Below are 18,101 nucleotides of genomic sequence, written 5' to 3' on the forward strand. Positions count from 1 at the left end.
AATCAATAAGTTAACATGGAACTGAAAGATGAAATTGGCCAATTTGCCACGAGAGTTAAGAAGATGCTTCCTCAGGTGCAGTCTGAAGACTTAACCAGAAATGCGTTAGTAATGCCCTTTATTCAGATTTTAGGTTTCGATCCTTCAGAAGTTCAGACTGAAGCTGTTTTGGATTTTGGCGTTAAAAAAAGCAAAAAAGTAGATTATACCATTATGAAGGACGGCGAGCCGACCATTCTGGTAGAGTGTAAACACCACGATGATAACCTTGATATTCACGATTCACGTTTATCAAAGTACTTCCGCAAAACTAAAGCAAAGTACGGTTTATTAACCAATGGATTAGTTTACCGTTTCTATACTGATAAAATGGTGCGTTCTAAAAAGAATCAGGAACCGGCATTTGAATTTAAACTTACCGATACTAAAGCGGCAACAATTGCTAAAATGATCGAAGATCACAAAGATTACTTCAAAGTTGAGCACAAGCCAGCATAGTCGAAAATATTTATTTTAATCTAAGAGTTCCCGAAAATTCTTACCCTAAAATCCTGATTAAGATCAGGATTTTTTATTTTACGGCATTTGGCTTTTAATCACCATCTGAGGTGTATAAGTTCGCTAATCATGCGCTACATGCTTTGTTTTTTAACCACTTAACATACCTTAGCTCACCTGAGTTAAAGGATCATAAATTGCGGAAATATACATCAGGAAAAAGTTGAGTGAACTATTACCAGGTAAGGCATGTAAGGTTCATATAAGACCCATGGCTTATATTTCCTTCAATGCCTTGTATGGTAAAAATATAATGAGTTTTATACCCATGCCGTAAAACAAAAAAAGAGAAGCGCTAGCTTCTCTTTTTTATGTTAAAAGTAGATTGGTTTAAATCAACTCTACGCTTCTGCTTACAAATGCAGTTAGTTCTGCACCTGTTAGCATTCCCTGAGCCAATAAAGCTAAATCGACAGCCTGCTTAGCCAGGTTACTTTGTTCCTCGCCTTCAGCCTTTAGGATTTTGCTTACCAGTTTATGGTTTCCGTTGATGGCTACTTTGTAGCTGTCTGGCATTTGACCGTAGAAGCCCATACCGCCACCCATAGCAGCCATATCTTTCATGCGGCGCATAAACTCATCCATGGTAATGGTTACCGGTAACTCATCCGAATTTAAAGCAACAACTTCCACCTGCATCCCTGGTTTAGTGATGGCTTTTTCGAAAATAGCCGAAACTTCTTTAACCTGGTCTTCGCTTAACACGTGCTCATTAACCTCATCTTTATCAATCAGTTTATCTGCAACACCCGAGTCAACACGCTTAATAGTGGTTTTCTCCAGTTTTTGTTCCATCTGGTTAATGAAGTGGTTGTCGATCGGAGAATCAAGTACCAGCACATCGTAATCCTTCTTGTTGGCCGATTGAATAAACGCATCCTGTTTAGAGGCATCATTCGAATACAAATACACTACTGTTCCGTTTTTATCAGTCTGCAGCGGTGCCACTTTCTCCTTATATTCGTTTAAGGTAAACAACTCATTTTTGGTATTGCCTACCAAAGCGAAGTCTTTAGCTTTGTCATAGAATTTCTCCTCACTGATCATACCATATTTAACGAACAAGCCAATGTCTTTCCATTTATCTTCGAAAGATTTGCGATCCTGTTTGAAAAGTTCAGATAGTTTATCTGCTACTTTTTTGGTGATGTAGTTATTGATTTTCTTAACGTTGCTGTCAGCCTGTAAGAAACTACGTGATACGTTAAGCGGAATATCCGGTGAATCGATCACCCCGTGAAGCAACATCAGGAATTCCGGAACGATGTCTTTTACCTCATCAGTAATGAATACCTGGCGGGAATACAACTTGATTTTGTTGCGTTGCATTTCAAAGTCGTTTTTCAACTTAGGGAAATACAATACTCCGGTAAGATTAAACGGATAATCCACATTTAAGTGAATCCAGAATAAAGGCTCTTCGCTAAATGGATATAATTCGCGGTAAAAGCTTAGGTAGTCCTCATCTGACAAATCTGCAGGTGCTTTTGTCCAGATTGGGTTTGTAGTATTGATGATGTTATCAACTTCTACATCTTTATATTGTTTTTTGCCCTCCGCATCTTCACCATCTTCTACCGATTCGGTTTTAGTACCAAACTGGATAGGGACAGGTAAGAATTTAGCATATTTATCCAGGATTTCCTGGAGCTTCGAGTCTTCTAGGAACTCTTCAGAATCTTTGTTTACATGTAGGATGATATCAGTACCGCGGGTGGTTCTGTTGCCTTCCGTAATTTCAAATTCAGTACTTCCGTCACAAACCCAACGGGCGGGTTCTGAACCTTCCTGGAAGGATAATGTCTGGATTTCTACCAGATCAGCAACCATGAATGCAGAGTAGAAGCCCAAACCGAATTTACCAATGATTTCGTTGGCATCTTTAGCATCTTTAAACTTTTCAACGAATTCGCTGGCACCTGAAAATGCAACCTGGTTGATGTATTTTTTGATCTCCTCAGCAGTCATACCCAATCCATTGTCACTGATGGTAATGGTTTTGGCGTCTTTATCAACTGCAACTTTTACCAATGGTTGGCCAACTTCGCCGTTAAACTGCCCTAGTGAACCTAGTCTTTTAATTTTCTGTACAGCATCAACAGCATTAGAAACCAGCTCGCGAAGAAAAATCTCGTTATCCGAGTATAAAAACTTTTTAATTATCGGGAAAATATTCTCAGTGTGGATCGAAATATTTCCTTTTTCCTGTATGCTCATATGTAAATAAATTATTTAATCTACACTTGCATATCAATGCCTGTTCCAAACCGCTTTAATTGTCAAAATGACAGAGAGTGGGCGGGATACACTTGAAGGGAAATAAAAAAGCCAGGCAAACGCTTTGGTTTCCTGGCTTTAGAATAAGTATAGCTGAATTAATTCAATAAATGACTTTGATCTTGTTCCAATGAAAGGATTTTTGCGATTTTTTTCAATAGCACATCCATTTGGAAGGGTTTGGAAAGGAAATCATCCTGCCCATAATTTAAAGTGGTAAAATCTTTCTGATCGTATAAACCGGATATCAGCAGAATTGGAATTTTAGAGGTGCTTTCGAGAGATTTCAATTGTTCACACAATACACGCCCGTCAATGTGGCCAAGGGAAATGTCCAGTAAAATCAGGTCAGGATTAAAGCTCTCGATGCGGTTGAAGACTTCTTCACCATCGTTAAGTGCGGAAACTTTAAATCCACCAATTTCAAGTATCAATTGAATAGTTTCTAAAACTTCAATATCATCGTCCACTACTAATATTCTCTTCATATGTTCTGCGCAATTGTTCTGCTTCCAAAATTATAACAAAATGTATGTGCTTATGTTTAAAATCTTAAGAATATTTTAACAATAAGTTTATACCCTGAAACTGGTACTTAGCTGGCCTAGTTAATAATACCTTCTTTTTCCAGAATGAAGTTGAAAAGCTCATCGATGGGTTTCTGGAGTATTTTGCCCGGTTCTATTTTGTTTTCTTTTAATACGCTAATGAGTTCTTCCTGATAGTAATAGGCAATAGAGCCTACAAAATGGCAGGGTACGCTTTTGTATTTTGGATAATCTTTTACGTTGGTATCCACAAATTCCTGAAAGCCTGTTCTCAGTATTTCCTGGATAAAGGGATGTTCTTTGTGATTTGCCATGAAACGGCTAAAACCGGCCAGGTAGATATTCGGGAATGATTTCTGGTAAACGTTGGTGATAATCTGCTCTTTATCGGCAGGGAAGGCTTTTTTAAATTCTGCAGCCAGCGGCGCGGGCATTTTGTTGTATAGATAGGCGAGGAGAACCTTTTTGCCGAAAAAAGTTCCCGACCCTTCATCGCCCAGAACATAGCCTAAGCCATGATGTCCGTCGTGAATTTTCTTTCCATCAAAGTAACAGATGTTCGAGCCTGTACCTAAAATGCAGTTCAAGCCCTCGCTGTCGCCGCAGGTAGCATAAACAGATCCAAGTAAATCATGGTCGACAGAGATGAATGATTTGGTGAAGACAGCCGAAAGTCCGTTTGAGACTACTTCATGTTTATCAGGTGAAGAACACCCGGCACCAAAGAAATAAATTTCTTTTACTTGATCAGCATACTGAACAACGCTTTCATTTTTCAAAATCAGCTTGCTGATGTCTTGCTCATTTAAAAAATAAGGATTTATTCCAGGGGTATTGAACTTAATGGTCTCACCATCAAGATAGCCCATCCAATCCGTTTTTGATGAGCCACTATCTGCAACAAGTATCATGCACTAAATATAGAGATTAATTGGATAAATCTATATTTCCGCTAATTTCTTTCAGCGTAGTTTCTGCAATTTTAGCCTGATACTGCATTTCTATAAAGCGGTTTTGGGCATCAATAGCATTGCGTTGTGCCTCTCTTAGCTCCAAAGGTGCAATACTGCCCAGCCGGTATTTGGCCAGGGTAATGTCGAGATTCTCTTTTGCAATATCTACGTTACGCTGCTCCAGCTTAATCAAATCAAGATAGGTACTGTAATTCTGGTAAGCGGTAAGCAGTTGTGAATTCACATCAAGCTTAGTCTTGTTGAGGTTTAAGCTCGCTGTTTCTATTTCAATTTTTGCATTTCTTTCCTGTTGCCTTTGTAAAAATCCGTTGAACAAATTCAAACTGGCAGTAACCCCATAGGTAAATCCATTCGCTGCGAATTTCTGGTTGAAACCGGTAGGGGTGGTACTGTTAGAACGGCTATACCCCGAATTCAGGCTGATTGCGGGATATCTTGCCCCCCTGATTGATTTTAGATTTAAAGCAGCAATGCGCTGATTGATAAAGGCGTACTGTACATTGGGATTTTGCTTTTCTGCCAGCTCGGCCTGGCTGGTAAATAAAATTCCTTTATCCACCTCTATGCTGTTGCTAACTGCAAAACTGGTGCTGATGTCTCTCACCAGAATCTGATTGAGGCGGACTTTTGCCACCTGTAAAGCATTTTTAACCTGAAGATAGTTTGAGGTATCGGTGTTGTAATCAACCTGGGCTGTTAATACATCTAGTTTTGAGCCTCTGCCCAGCTGAAGTTTTGTTTTAGCAATGTTAGTGCGCAATACTGAAACATCCATGGCACTATCGGCAGCTATGAGGAGCTGTTGCTGCCTTACTATATCGTAATAAGCGGTAACTACATCAGCAACCGTTGTGAGTATGGCTAATCGTGAAGTAGCCTCACCCTGCTTTTGTAACTCCTTTAAGCGGTCGTAATTGGCAAACATGCTAAAGCCATCAAATACTGTCCAGTTTAAGTCGGCCCCAAGGTCGTTGTTGGTACTTCTCGCCCCGGTAATCACCCTTTCTGCCCCGGTTGCCGGCGATTGTCGCGTATTTTGAATACTTCCACCATTCGAATAAGTTCCGGTAAGCGTTGGCAACATTCCGGCATTGCCTATGTTGGCATTGTTTTTAGCTATGGAAATATCATTCTTACTGATTTTAATGTCGTAATTGTTTTGCAGTGCAATGCTGATAGCCTCCTGCAAGCTGAGTTTTTCCTGGGCGAAGCCCGAAAGGGATAAGCTCAAAATGAAAAGAAATATGCTTAATCTTTTACCCATCATCTTATTCTTCATTGTGTAAAGCTTCCTGTTCAAAGCGATGTGCATCTTTCAGTTGTTTATTAGGTTTATAGGGTTTTGCCCAGTAAGAGTAAATGGCCGGAATCACGAATAAGGTTAATACAAGTGAAAACGTGGTTCCGCCTACAATAACAGTTCCCATACTCATTCTGCTCTTTGCGGCAGCGCCTAATGCCAGGGCAATAGGGAGGGCACCGATGGCAATGGCCAGGCTGGTCATCAAAATCGGGCGAAGTCGTGAAACAGCTGCTTCCCTAATGGCTTCAGGGATGGGAATTCCTTTCTCCTTAAGCTGGTTGGCAAATTCAACAATTAAAATCCCGTTTTTAGTCACCAGACCAATTAACATGATGGTACCAATCTGACTAAAGATATTCCAGCTTTGGCCACATAGCCATAAAGATAAAAAGGCACCGGCCACAGCCATTGGAACGGTTAAAATGATGATGATGGGATCTTTGAAACTCTCAAACTGTGCTGATAAAATCAGGTAAACCAATAGTAGGGCCAAGCCGAATGCAAACACTGTATTTGAAGAGCTCTCTTTAAAATCCCTTGATTCCCCGCTTAGATCGGTTGAGAAAGTTTCATCTAAAACTTTTTTAGAAATGGCATCCATCGCATCAATTCCCTCACCAATACTTTTCCCTGGCGCCAGGCCTGCCGAAACCGTTGCGGAGATAAAACGGTTGTTACGGTATAATTGCGGCGGACTGCTTTCTTCTTTTGCAGTCACCAGGTTATCCAGCTGAATCAGCTCCCCTTTATCATTACGCACATAAACAGAACTCAAATCAAGCGGATCTTTTCTATCCGTTCGATCAAACTGTCCGATTACCTGGTATTGTTTTCCATTCATGAAAAAATACGAGAACCGCTGCCCGCTCAGGCCCAGGTTTAAAGTTTGCGCAATATCAGCTATGGATACGCCAAGGTTTTTTGCCTTCTCCCGGTTGATGGTCAGGTTAATCTCGGGTTTATTAAATTTCAGGTTCACATCCGATACGGTGAAGGTTGGGTCTTTAGCCACCTCATCCATAAAGACTGGGACTTTCTCCCTTAGTTTTTCGAAATTCTGTGCCTGGATGATATAACTTATGGGTAAACCACCCCGTCTGCCTACTGAGATGGTAGGCTGTTGATTTACGATTACTTTTCCTTCAGTATATTTTTTAGTGGCTTTGGTCAGCATATCAGCAATATCCTTTTGCGTGCGTTCCCTGTCTTCCGGATTGATTAATCCCATTCTTACAAAACCGGAGTTGGTAGAGCCTGCACCGCCAAAACCAGGGGAGGTAATCGTGATATTCACGTTTTTCTCAGGAACAGAGTCGATCACCAGCTGATTTAGTTTCATGATAAACTGATCCGTTGAGGTGAAAGAAGCGCCCTCCGGCAATGTCGCATTGATGTTAATGGCACTCCTGTCATCATAAGGGGCTGTTTCCTTTGGTAATATTTTCCAGAACAGGAATATCAATCCCACACAAATCACAATGATGGGAATGGAAAGCCATCTTTTGTCTAAAAACTTATTCAGGTTGGATTCGTAAGCATCGTTTAGCTTTACGAAATAAGGTTCAGTCCAGTTGTAAAACCTGGAAGGCTTATGTCCGCCTGGTTTCATCAAATAGGCATTGAGCATAGGGGTTAAGGTAAGCGACACAAACGCAGAAATCAATACCGCTGCACCGATTACAATACCAAATTCCCTGAACAAACGGCCAACAAATCCCTGAAGGAAAATTACAGGAAGGAATACTGCAGCCAGAGTAATGGATATGGAAATTACCGCGAAGAAAATCTCGTTTGAGCCTTTAATTGCCGCTTCAAATGGCGACATACCTTCTTCAACTTTCTTAAATATATTTTCAGTAACCACGATACCATCATCTACTACCAGCCCGGTAGCCAGTACGATGGCCAGCAGGCTGAGTACGTTAATGGAAAAACCAAAAGCATACATGATAAAAAACGTAAATACCAATGACACCGGAATATCAATTAAAGGGCGGAATGCAATTGCCCAATCCCTGAAAAAGAGGTAAATGATCAGAATTACCAATACCAGTGATAAACCAATCGTTTCGGCTACTTCGGTAACCGATCGTTTAATAAATAAGGTATTATCTAAAGAAACATTTAGTTTAATGTCTTTAGGCATATCTGCCTTCAGCTTGTCAAAACGTTTGTAAAACTCTTTGCTGATGTCGAGGTAATTGGCTCCGGGCTGAGGAATAATGGCTACAGCAACCATGGGGCGGCCCGACTCCCTCAATATTGTTTCTTCGTTCTCAGATCCCAAAACTGCATAGCCAACATCTTTCAGTTGCACCACCTGGTTGCTGTCGGATTTTAGAATCAGGTTATTAAATTCATCCTCATTGGTTAGTTTACCCAGGGTTTTAACTGTTAGCTCAGTAGTTTGGCCAGTGATTTTACCAGATGGAAGTTCGACGTTTTCATTATCCAGTGCCGTAACAATATCCTGTGAGGTTAAGCCGTAAGCACTTAGCTTATTGGGGTCCATCCAGATCCGCATCGAATATTTTCGCTGGCCCTGTATCTGTACACTACTCACTCCGGGGATCGTCTGGATCCTGTCAGCGATCACGTTTTCAGCAAAATCACTCAGCTCCAGGGTATTTCTTTTATCGCTCTGGATGGTCATGGAAACGATAGGGTCGGAGTTTGCATCGGCTTTACTTACTGTTGGCAAGCCATCAATATCTTTTGGAAGTGTTCTGGCGGCCTGCGAAACCTTATCCCTTACGTCATTCGCAGCCTCTTCAATATTTTTATCCAGGTTAAATTCGATTGTAATGTTGCTGGTACCCTGATTACTGGATGAGGATATATTCCGGATTCCATCAATAGAATTGATTGATTTTTCCAGTGGTTCGGTAATCTGCGATTCGATAATGTCGGCATTTGCACCCGGATAGGAGGTTCTTACGGAAACTACTGTCGGATCGATAGACGGATATTCGCGAACACCAAGAAAGGTATAACCGATAATCCCGAAAAGGACAATCAGCAGGTTCATTACAATCGCTAGAACCGGTCTTTTAATACTGGTGGTGGAGATACTCATCTTTAATCTTTAAGTAAATTAACTTTTACCGGAGCATCCTTTTTTAAAGCCATAGAACCCGTAGTTAAAACGGTGTCGCCAACTTTTAATCCCGATGTGATTACTATATTTTCGTCAGTACGTGTTCCGGCTTCGACCTTTACCTCCTGCGCTTTTCCATTCTTCTGGATATACACAATCTTGCCTTTTAATACAGGAATGATGGCCTGGTTGGGAATTAGAATGGCATCCGGTAATGTATTCAGCGCTAATTTTATTTTGGCAAATGCACCAGGGAGAAGCTTGTTATCGGCATTGGGGGCCAGTGCTCTGATTTGTAAAGTTCTCGTTGCTGCATTAATTCCCGGTTCGATGGCATAAACCTTTCCGGTATTCTGTTTAGAGACGCCATCAGTTGTGAAACTGATTGACGAACCCATTTTAATCTGACCAGCATATTTTTCCGGAACAGAGAAAGTAATCTTGATGGGATTGGTGCTTACCAGATTGGCAATTACTGTTGCAGGGGTTAAATATGTACCTGCAGAAATACTCCGTAAGCCAATTCTTCCTGAAAAAGGTGCCCTGATCGTGGTTTTGGCCAGCTGCGCCCTGATGAGCTGTGATTGTGCCTGAAGCGACCTGAGGTCGGCAAGTGAGGTATCATATTCTTCCTGACTTATCGCGCCTTTTTCCAAAAGTTGTTTTGCCCTGTTTTCATTTGTGCCTGATAGCTTTTGTTTAGTCAAGGCTTCCTGAAGCTGTGCCTGGATATCACGATCGTTGACTTTTACCAGGACACTGCCTTTGGATACATTTGTTCCTTCGGTGAAATATATTCCGGTAACCAGACCTGAAACTTCGCTTTTTAATACTACTGATTCGTTGGCTTCAATTACGCCGGTTACTTCAAGGTCGGTGTCGAAAGAAGTGGTTTTTACTACCATACCATCAACCACCATGGGTGCAGGACCACTTCCTTTACCTTTATCGGCACCCTTGCCTTGTCCGGATGAAGCACCGCCCTTGCCTTCTAATTTTTTGTTCGCGTTAATTCTGTAGTATACTAAATAGGCGAGGCCTAAAGCCAAAACAGTATAAATGATATACCTTTTCTTCATGTTTATATTTGAGTTCTGCTTATCTGTGCATTAAAACTAAATTAACGCTACAGAATAGAGTGTAAAAATATCCAAATAGTTTAGTCCAAAATTTGTTGTATTTAAGATGTTACCATAGCAGATGGTACATGAAGCTGCGCAGGAACCTGAGCGAAACAACTATTTTACACCATATGTATTAATTTTATGCTAAATCATCTTCAATAAATCTAAATTTGTGGCAAAGCACATTTAATATGTTTAATAAAAAATCAGTTTTAAGTTTAGTTTTACTACTAACGTGTATTATGGGAGCACAGGCACAGGTGAAAATTGGCTTTGAGGTTTCGTTCAAAGAACCACAAGCGCATTATGCAGAAGTTCAGATGAATATTTCGGGCCTGGCCAAAGATTACGTTGATGTTAAGATGCCGGTTTGGACGCCCGGATCGTACCTGGTACGTGAGTTTGAGAAAAGTGTTGAAGAATTCAAAGCCACTGCCGGCGGAAAAATTGCCAGAGTGGAAAAAGTAAGGAAAAATACCTGGAGGATTTTCTCGGCAAAGGCATCAAATATTCAGATCAATTACCGGGTTTATGCATTCGAAATCTCCGTGCGTACCGCTTTCATTGATGAATCGCATGCCTTCTTATCACCAACAGGTATTTTCATGCACCCTGACGGGATGATCAAATCAGCCAGTACGGTTAAGATTGTACCGTTTAATACCTGGAGTAAGGTTTCTACAGGTTTAGACCCTGTTCCAGGTCAGACTTTCACCTATAAAGCATCAGATTTTGATATTTTATACGATAGCCCTATAGAAGTTGGCAATCAGGATGTATTTGAGTTTACTGCTGCGGGTGTCCGTCATGAAGTGGCCATGTATGGTGGTGGAAATTACGACAAGGAAAAGCTAAAAGTAGATATGGCTAAAATTGTGGAAGAGCCCACTGCAGTATACGGCGAAAACCCAAATAAGCATTACGTTTTTATCGTGCATAACTTTCAACGTGGCGGGGGCGGTTTGGAGCATTTAAACTCTACAACCCTTGGTGCATCAAGAAATGCCTATTCAACTGAAGCTGGGTACAAAGGCTTTTTGGCATTGGTAGCTCACGAATATCATCACTTGTGGAATGTAAAGCGTCTTCGTCCTGTAGCTTTAGGTCCTTTTGATTATGATAACGAGAATTATACCACCAATCTTTGGGTAGCGGAGGGTTTTACTTCCTACTATGAGAATAAATATATGCACAGGGCAGGTTTTAACGATGAAGCCACATTTGTAACTGATTTAGCGGGTGCAATAGGCACGGTTTTAAATACACCGGGTGCAAAATACCAGTCGGCCGCCTCTTCCAGTTATGATGCGTGGATTATCGGCTATCGTCCGAATGAGAATTCAAAAAACAATTCTATTTCTTACTACAACAAAGGGGAGGTGATCGGGATTTTAATGGACCTGGAAATTATCAATGCCACCAAGGGTGCAAAAAGTCTGGATGATGTAATGAAGGCGATGTACTGGCAATGTAAAACCCTTAAACGTGGCTATACTGATGCTGAATTTAAAGCAATGGTGGAAAAGGTTTCAGGCATTAGTTTTACCAGTTTCTGGGCAAAGTATGTAAATGGTGTTGACGATGCAGAATATGTAAAATACTTTGGTTACGCCGGAGTAGATGTGACTACGGAAAATGCCACTCCAGGCAAACCCGTTACCGGAGCTGCGGGTCAGTTGAACAACAATGGCGCAATCACTGTAACGTCAATTACCCGGAATTCTGCTGCATGGGTTGCAGGTTTAAATGTGAACGATGAAATTGTGTCGGTAGATGATGTAACGATAAGCGATGCACTGTCGACTGTAAAACTGAAAAGTCCGATGCTATCGTTAGAAACTTTACCATTGGTTGGAAAGAAAAACATCGGCGACGTATTAAAGTTAAAAATAAAACGCGATGGTTTAGATAAAGAGATTTCTTTAAACCTTAAAGAAAATCCAAGCGTACGCTTAAAGGCTACGATTAACAGTAACGCAACGCCAGCACAGAAAGCTGTTTTTGCAAAGTGGCTGGGGAAATAGGTATTCAATAAACAATAAATTCAAAACCGTCAGTTTACCTGGCGGTTTTTTTATTTAGATTCTGAGTTGATCCAATGGTGGAAATCCGTATGACCGCATAGGTGAATAAGCATTATCGTGTGTTATTCGGATAATTATGTAGTTTTACACCAGACAACTCCGGGACAACCATTAGGCAAGTTCGCCTAAACTTCGGGTAGGGCTCGCCTTTTGCTTTGGTTTCACCCGATAGCTGGCAGAACATTTCCCGAACTTGTCCAGAACTTTTCTGCATGTTGTCTGGGAGAATTCCCGATGCCATCCGCAACCTTTCCCGAACAGTTCCCGAACACTCCCCGAAGCTCAGTCGAACGTTTCCCGAACAAACAAGGGGTTTTCCCGAACACTTCCCGAAGAGCTCCCGAACAACGGCTCAACGAAACAAATGGCGTATGGATTTGTTCGTTTCAGCCAATATCGTCTTTTACAACGCTTGCAAGGGCATTCTTATTCCTCAGAACAAAAAAAAACCGCTGCCTGAAAGGCAACGGTTCTGATTTATGATGCTATTTCTTAAAAAGTATATCTGAAACCTAAGCCAAATCTACCAGCGTTGAAATCACTGTCATTATCTCCAATGTAAAGTCTTGGTCTCCAGTCAAGGGCTAACGCCAAAGGCGCTCCTGAAAATTTATAATCTAAACCTACCATTGGTACAAGATAGAAACTCGATCCGCCATCATACAGTTGAATTGATGGACCACCACCTAAATACCAGTCTAATCCTTTTGCTCCTGGAATGGCAGAATTATATTGTAAGAAACCCTGAATAATAGTTGAGTTTCCGCCGAACAATACATCACCCTGAATGGCTGCTTTCGGACTGAAGTGGTGTCTGATTGAAGGACCTACCAATGTAGCGCCATCGCCAAAGTCAATTCCTAATCCCAATCCAGTTTTGTAATTCTGCGCTTTAACTGTTGTAGCTGTTAATGCAAATAACGCAATGCATCCAAAAATTGTAAATAACTTTTTCATAATTTAAATGTTTTTGTAAATATCATCAGCCTAACAACTTTAGTGCCGATTATGTTTTTTGGGTAAAAAGTTTGGGTCATAAAAAAAACAATGCTTGCATAGTAAATTTGTTATTGGTAAGTTTATTGCTGTAACGAAACGACCTGCAGAAATTTTGAGGTTGGTTACGCTAACATCATTTTAAATTAAAAAACATCAGGATCAGTGCATCTTAATGTTGGATTTTTTAACTTAACCAAATATTATATCATCATATGGCGGCAGAAATTACAAGGGTTTTCGATTTATTGAAACACAACCTGGAAAAACCGAAGCAAGCGTTTATAAACGGAAAAATTAATGGCAAATGGGTTAACTACAGTACAGCTGACTTTTGTGCGAGTGTAGATAATTTAAGTCGCGGATTAATTAATGCCGGAATAGGCAAGGGCGGCCGTGTGGCAGTGATGTCGCATAACCGACCGGAGTGGAATATTGCAGATTTCGCTGCCAATCAGATTGGTGCCTATCAGATCCCGCTATATCCTACACTCGCTGAACATGATATTCAGTTTATACTCAAAGATGCTGAAATCGCCATCATCTTTGTCGCTGATGAGGATTTATATAAAAAGATTAAACCTTGTGTAGATGAAGTGAACCCGGCTATCAAAATTTACAGTTTTAATACCATTGAAAATGTAGATTGCTGGACGGTACTTACCGAGAATGGAAAGCAAAGTAAAGATATCAATCTTGACAATCACCGGGCGAAGGTTACGCCGGAGGACATTTTAACAATCATTTATACTTCAGGCACTACAGGTACACCGAAAGGCGTAATGCTTACCCATCATAACCTGGTGGCTAACTTTATAAATTCTGCCGTGGTTATGCCCGAAGGTGTGAATAAAGGATTAAGCTTCCTGCCGCTATCGCATATTTTTGAACGCATGATTATTTATCTGTACCTGTTCAACAGAATGGAGATTTACTATGCCGAAAGCATGGAAACTATCGTAGCCGATATTCAACATGTGAAACCAAATGCATTTTCGACGGTCCCCCGGCTGCTGGAAAAAGTCTATGATAAGATAATGGAGAAAGGTAAGGCGCTTACCGGGATCAAGAAGGGTATCTTCTTCTGGTCGCTGGCCCTTGCTGAGAAATTTACTACTGATGCTGGTGCCTGGTATAACCTGAAGCTTGGAATCGCCAGAAAGCTGGTTTTCAAGAAATGGCAGGAGGCCCTCGGTGGAGAAATTGTGGTGATTGTTTCTGGCGGTGCAGCTTTAAATCCACGCCTGGCCAGAATTTTCTGGGCGGCGGGGATGCCCGTTTTTGAAGGTTATGGTTTGACTGAAACCTCGCCGGTGATTACGGTAAATCATTTTGGCGGAACCATGTTTGGTACTGTAGGTGAGGTGATTAAAGGAGTAGAGGTGAAGATTGCAACTGATGGTGAGGTGTTGACTCGAGGTCATCAGGTGATGAAAGGTTACTATAACCGGCCTGACCTTACTACAGAAGCCGTAGATGCGGATGGCTGGTTTCATACAGGTGATATTGGTGAGTTGATTGACGGCCGCTTCCTGAAGATAACCGACCGCAAGAAAGAGATGTTTAAAACGGCGGGAGGTAAGTATGTGGCGCCGCAAATGCTGGAGAACAAATATAAGGAATCTATTTTTATTGAGCAGATCATGGTTTTGGGCGAGAACCGGAAATTCCCTTCAGCGCTGATTGTGCCGAACTTTGAAACACTGAAAACCTGGGCCGGCAGAAAGGGAATTAGTTTTACCAGCAACGAAGAGATGATTAAAGATGCGCAGGTGCAGGCGAAATATAATGAAGTAATAGAGGCGGCGAATGTAGATTTCGGTAAATGGGAACAGGTAAAAAGATTTGCCTTATTGCCTAAAGAGTGGAGTATTGATGGCGGGGAGTTAACGCCTAAACTAAGTTTGAAACGAAAAATTATAACGGAGAAAAATAACGATATCATAGAAAAAATATATAAAGATGCAGAAAACTATAAAGCCCCTAACTGATTTTAAAATTACCTCGATACTGATTGCGATAACTATTTTCTTTGCTGCTTGTGCCGGCGGACAGCTTGGTAAGAATAATAGCGGAGAATATAAAAACGGAATGGTTGTTTCGGCCCATCCGGAAGCATCGGAAGTTGGGGTGGAAATTTTAAAAAAAGGAGGGAATGCAGTTGACGCAGCGGTAGCTGTTCAGTTTGCATTGGCTGTAGTTTATCCGAATGCCGGAAATATAGGTGGCGGCGGATTTATGGTTTTCCGCTCGGCATCTGGCGAAATTAACGCCCTGGATTTTAGGGAAAAGGCTGCTGCAGGCGCCAGCAGGGATATGTATCTGGATGCATCTGGCAACCCTATTGTAGCGAAGAGTTTATACGGACATTTAGCCGCGGGGGTACCTGGATCGGTTGATGGCATGGTTGAGGCCCATCAGAAATATGGTAAACTGACCTGGGCACAGGTGTTGCAGCCTGCAATTGAACTTGCTCAAAACGGATTTAAGATCACTAAACGTCAGGCTGCAGAATTAAACGGATTGCATCGCAAATTCATGGATTTTAACCCCAACGGTACGGCCTTTGTTAACCTGGAGAGTACCTGGAAAGAAAATGACTTACTGATACAAAAAGAACTGGCCAATACCTTAAAGCTGATTCAGGAAAAAGGCAGGGCAGGATTTTATGAAGGTGCAGTAGCCGATTCGCTGGTTGCAGAAATGCAGCGTGGAAAAGGTTTGATTACCAAAGAAGATTTAAGAAACTATCACTCCGCCTGGCGAAAGCCCATTACAGGAAACTACAGAGGTTATAAAATCATCACCATGCCACCAACATCAAGCGGCGGCATTGCGCTGCTGCAATTGCTTCAATCGGTGGAAACCTATCCTTTGAAAAAGTGGGGACATAATGCCGATTCTACGGTTCAGGTGATTGTGGAAGCTGAGCGGAGGGTATATGCCGACCGGGCAACGCATTTAGGGGATCCTGATTTTTATGCGGTTCCACAGGTAGGTTTGCTGGATGCGGCATACAATAAGGGCAGGATGGCAAATTTCAACTGGAACGCCGCTACACCAAGCAACATGATTCTGGCGGGAGAGGTTAAAGGAAAGGAACACGAAGAGACTACTCACTTTTCTATCGTTGATCATGACGGCAATGCTGTTTCAATTACTACTACCCTGAATGGATCCTATGGATCGCTTGTAGCGGTTAAGGGTGCCGGCTTTTTGCTCAATAATGAAATGGATGATTTTTCGGTGAAACCGGGCGCACCAAACATGTATGGCCTGGTTGGAGGTGAAGCGAATGCCATTGCGCCAAATAAAAGGATGCTAAGCTCAATGACTCCAACCATCATAGAGAAAGATGGTAAGCTTTTCATGGTTGTGGGTACGCCAGGAGGATCAACCATCATTACTTCCGTTTTCCAAACCATTATCAACGTAATTGATTTTGATATGGGGATGCAGCCTGCTGTGGCGGCCAAAAAATTTCATCATCAGTGGCTCCCGGATGAAGTGTATGTTGAAAAAGATGCAATCGACAGCGTCGCCGTTGAGAAGTTGAAGGCAAAAGGCTACAAAATCGTTCCGCGTGGGTCGATTGGAAGAGTGGATGCCATTTTAAAAACCAAATGGGGTTATTATCAGGGTGGTGCAGACCCAAGGGGAGATGACCAAGCTGTGGGATACTAGTTTCTGGTCCGCAAGCATAAGCTTTCCACGTCTGTGGAAAAAGTATTGATGGCGGAAAATATTTTTGGTATAACAATTGTATGTTGTCGGTGACGCTTATTCAACGTTATACGAAAATTATGAAAGTAAGTTTATTCAAAGCACTGCCAGTTGCACTAGCTGGTTTGTTTATGGGATCGGCCGCTTTAGCGCAGGAGACCCCTTCTGCTACTACAGCTGCAAAATTCAGGACATGGTCTATCGGTGTGAATGCCGGAGTATTGACTCCTGTTTCACCGCTGGGTGGCAGAAACGATTTTAGCAATAACAAATACAATTTTGGTTATGGCTTGTATATCAAAAAACAATTTACTCCATACTTCTCACTTCGTTTAGATGGAGTAAGAGGTAAATTAAGTGGTGATAATACGGAAGCTTTCGGAAGCGGCGCAACGAATAACTCAGCAGTGAGATCTTTTGAAACACAATTAGAATACTCTGCTACCTTAAATGCAGTAGTGAACATGTTTAACATCGACATGTTTAAGAAAGAGAATGCCTTACAACTTTATGCATTGGCAGGTGCCGGTTTTGCGGGTTATCAGCCAACTATCACTACCGCTGGCGGAACAACTGCATTTGGTGGTGGCAAAACAATTAACGAATTGATTATTCCGGTAGGTTTAGGTGCAAAGTTCAAGCTAACAGATGCTGTGAATTTTGATTTGGGTTGGACATTCAACTATGTTGATGGTGATAATTTGGATGGTGTTTACAGAAACGGTAACGACAAATACAGCTATGCACATGCTGGTTTAGAGTTTGCTTTAGGCTCTGGAAAACAACTGGCTTTCCATAATCCGGTTGCTGCAACTTATGATGAAGCAGTAGCTGCAAAAAATACAGCGAATGCCTTGAAATCTGACCTGGATGCACAAAAAGCAGAAAATGCAAAATTGCGTTCAGAGATGGCTGATATCTTAAAAGATACAGATGGTGACGGTGTTGCTGATAAATTAGATAAATGCCCTGGAACGCCGGCTGGTACCGTTGTAGATGGTTCAGGTTGTCCTTTAAAAACTCCGGAAAAAGTGGTGGAAAGAATCATCACTGAAGAAGACCGTAAAGTAGTTAAAGATGCGATCTCAAATTTAGAATTTGATTTAGGTAAAGCTACCATCCGCTCTAAATCATTCGCTACTTTAAACCGCGTTGCTGGTTTATTGATTCAGAAAAACTTTAGCCTGAAATTAGCTGGTCATACTGACATTACAGGTTCAAGAGAATTGAATTTACGTTTATCAAAAGAAAGAGCTGAATCAGTAAAGGCTTATCTGGTAACACAAGGTGCGAATGCATCACGTATCGAAGCTACTGGTTACGGACCTGATCAGCCGATTGCAACCAATAAAACTGCAGCTGGTCGTCAACAAAACCGTCGTGTAGAGTTTACGCTTTACTAAGCATATCGAATTTA

12 protein-coding genes are annotated in these 18,101 nt (G+C 41.6%); 5 read left to right on the top strand and 7 right to left on the bottom strand.

Translation table 11 applies throughout. The annotated features are described in order from the left end of the window. Nucleotides 1–15 precede the first annotated feature (15 nt). Nucleotides 16–498, top strand: coding sequence for a type I restriction enzyme HsdR N-terminal domain-containing protein (locus R2Q80_RS18660; RefSeq protein WP_047799076.1), 483 nt, complete (start codon nucleotides 16–18; stop codon nucleotides 496–498). A 390-nt stretch (nucleotides 499–888) separates the two neighbouring features. Here the strand turns inward: R2Q80_RS18660 and htpG are convergent, their stop codons facing one another. From htpG to R2Q80_RS18690, 6 genes are all read right to left on the bottom strand, one after another. Continuing rightward, entirely contained in the window at nucleotides 889–2,775 is a 1,887-nt protein-coding gene (gene htpG, locus R2Q80_RS18665) for a molecular chaperone HtpG (protein ID WP_410478762.1), read from the bottom strand. 158 nt (nucleotides 2,776–2,933) lie between these two features. Beyond that, nucleotides 2,934–3,323 (bottom strand): PleD family two-component system response regulator, encoded by a 390-nt coding sequence (locus R2Q80_RS18670; RefSeq protein WP_316801057.1) that lies wholly within the window; start codon nucleotides 3,321–3,323, stop codon nucleotides 2,934–2,936. A 116-nt stretch (nucleotides 3,324–3,439) separates the two neighbouring features. Beyond that, a complete protein-coding gene (locus R2Q80_RS18675) occupies nucleotides 3,440–4,294 on the bottom strand; it encodes an N-acetylglucosamine kinase (protein WP_316801058.1) in 855 nt (284 codons plus the stop codon). A gap of 16 nt (nucleotides 4,295–4,310) precedes the next feature. Further along, nucleotides 4,311–5,636, bottom strand: a complete 1,326-nt coding sequence (locus tag R2Q80_RS18680) for a TolC family protein (protein ID WP_316801059.1) — start codon at nucleotides 5,634–5,636, stop codon at nucleotides 4,311–4,313. Further along, nucleotides 5,626–8,736, bottom strand: a complete 3,111-nt coding sequence (locus tag R2Q80_RS18685) for an efflux RND transporter permease subunit (RefSeq protein WP_316801060.1) — start codon at nucleotides 8,734–8,736, stop codon at nucleotides 5,626–5,628. Before R2Q80_RS18685 ends, R2Q80_RS18680 begins: the two co-directional genes overlap by 11 nt. A 2-nt stretch (nucleotides 8,737–8,738) precedes the next feature. Beyond that, on the bottom strand, nucleotides 8,739–9,836 hold the full coding sequence (locus R2Q80_RS18690) for an efflux RND transporter periplasmic adaptor subunit (protein WP_316801061.1): 1,098 nt from the start codon (nucleotides 9,834–9,836) through the stop codon (nucleotides 8,739–8,741). Nucleotides 9,837–10,123: 287 nt separating this feature from the next. Between R2Q80_RS18690 and R2Q80_RS18695 the strand changes: the two genes are divergently transcribed. Further along, the gene (locus R2Q80_RS18695; RefSeq protein WP_316801062.1) at nucleotides 10,124–11,905 is read left to right on the top strand and encodes a M61 family metallopeptidase; all 1,782 of its coding nucleotides are present in this window, start codon (nucleotides 10,124–10,126) and stop codon (nucleotides 11,903–11,905) included. Between the two features lie 552 nt (nucleotides 11,906–12,457). Here R2Q80_RS18695 and R2Q80_RS18700 read toward each other — a convergent pair. Continuing rightward, nucleotides 12,458–12,922, bottom strand: coding sequence for a hypothetical protein (locus tag R2Q80_RS18700; RefSeq protein WP_047798840.1), 465 nt, complete (start codon nucleotides 12,920–12,922; stop codon nucleotides 12,458–12,460). 254 nt (nucleotides 12,923–13,176) lie between these two features. Between R2Q80_RS18700 and R2Q80_RS18705 the strand changes: the two genes are divergently transcribed. The 3 genes from R2Q80_RS18705 to R2Q80_RS18715 all read left to right on the top strand — a co-directional run bounded on the left by R2Q80_RS18705 (nucleotide 13,177) and on the right by R2Q80_RS18715 (nucleotide 18,087). Next, nucleotides 13,177–14,952 carry an AMP-dependent synthetase/ligase gene (locus tag R2Q80_RS18705; protein ID WP_316801063.1) on the top strand — a complete coding sequence of 592 codons (1,776 nt, stop codon included), beginning with the start codon at nucleotides 13,177–13,179 and terminating at the stop codon, nucleotides 14,950–14,952. After that, nucleotides 14,924–16,645, top strand: coding sequence for a gamma-glutamyltransferase (gene ggt / locus R2Q80_RS18710; RefSeq protein ID WP_316801064.1), 1,722 nt, complete (start codon nucleotides 14,924–14,926; stop codon nucleotides 16,643–16,645). Before R2Q80_RS18705 ends, ggt begins: the two co-directional genes overlap by 29 nt. A gap of 119 nt (nucleotides 16,646–16,764) precedes the next feature. Beyond that, nucleotides 16,765–18,087, top strand: a complete 1,323-nt coding sequence (locus R2Q80_RS18715) for an OmpA family protein (RefSeq protein WP_316801065.1) — start codon at nucleotides 16,765–16,767, stop codon at nucleotides 18,085–18,087. The last annotated feature ends 14 nt before the right edge of the window (nucleotides 18,088–18,101 follow it).

This window comes from Pedobacter frigidisoli (genome assembly GCF_032678525.1).
GTDB lineage: Bacteria > Bacteroidota > Bacteroidia > Sphingobacteriales > Sphingobacteriaceae > Pedobacter > Pedobacter frigidisoli_A.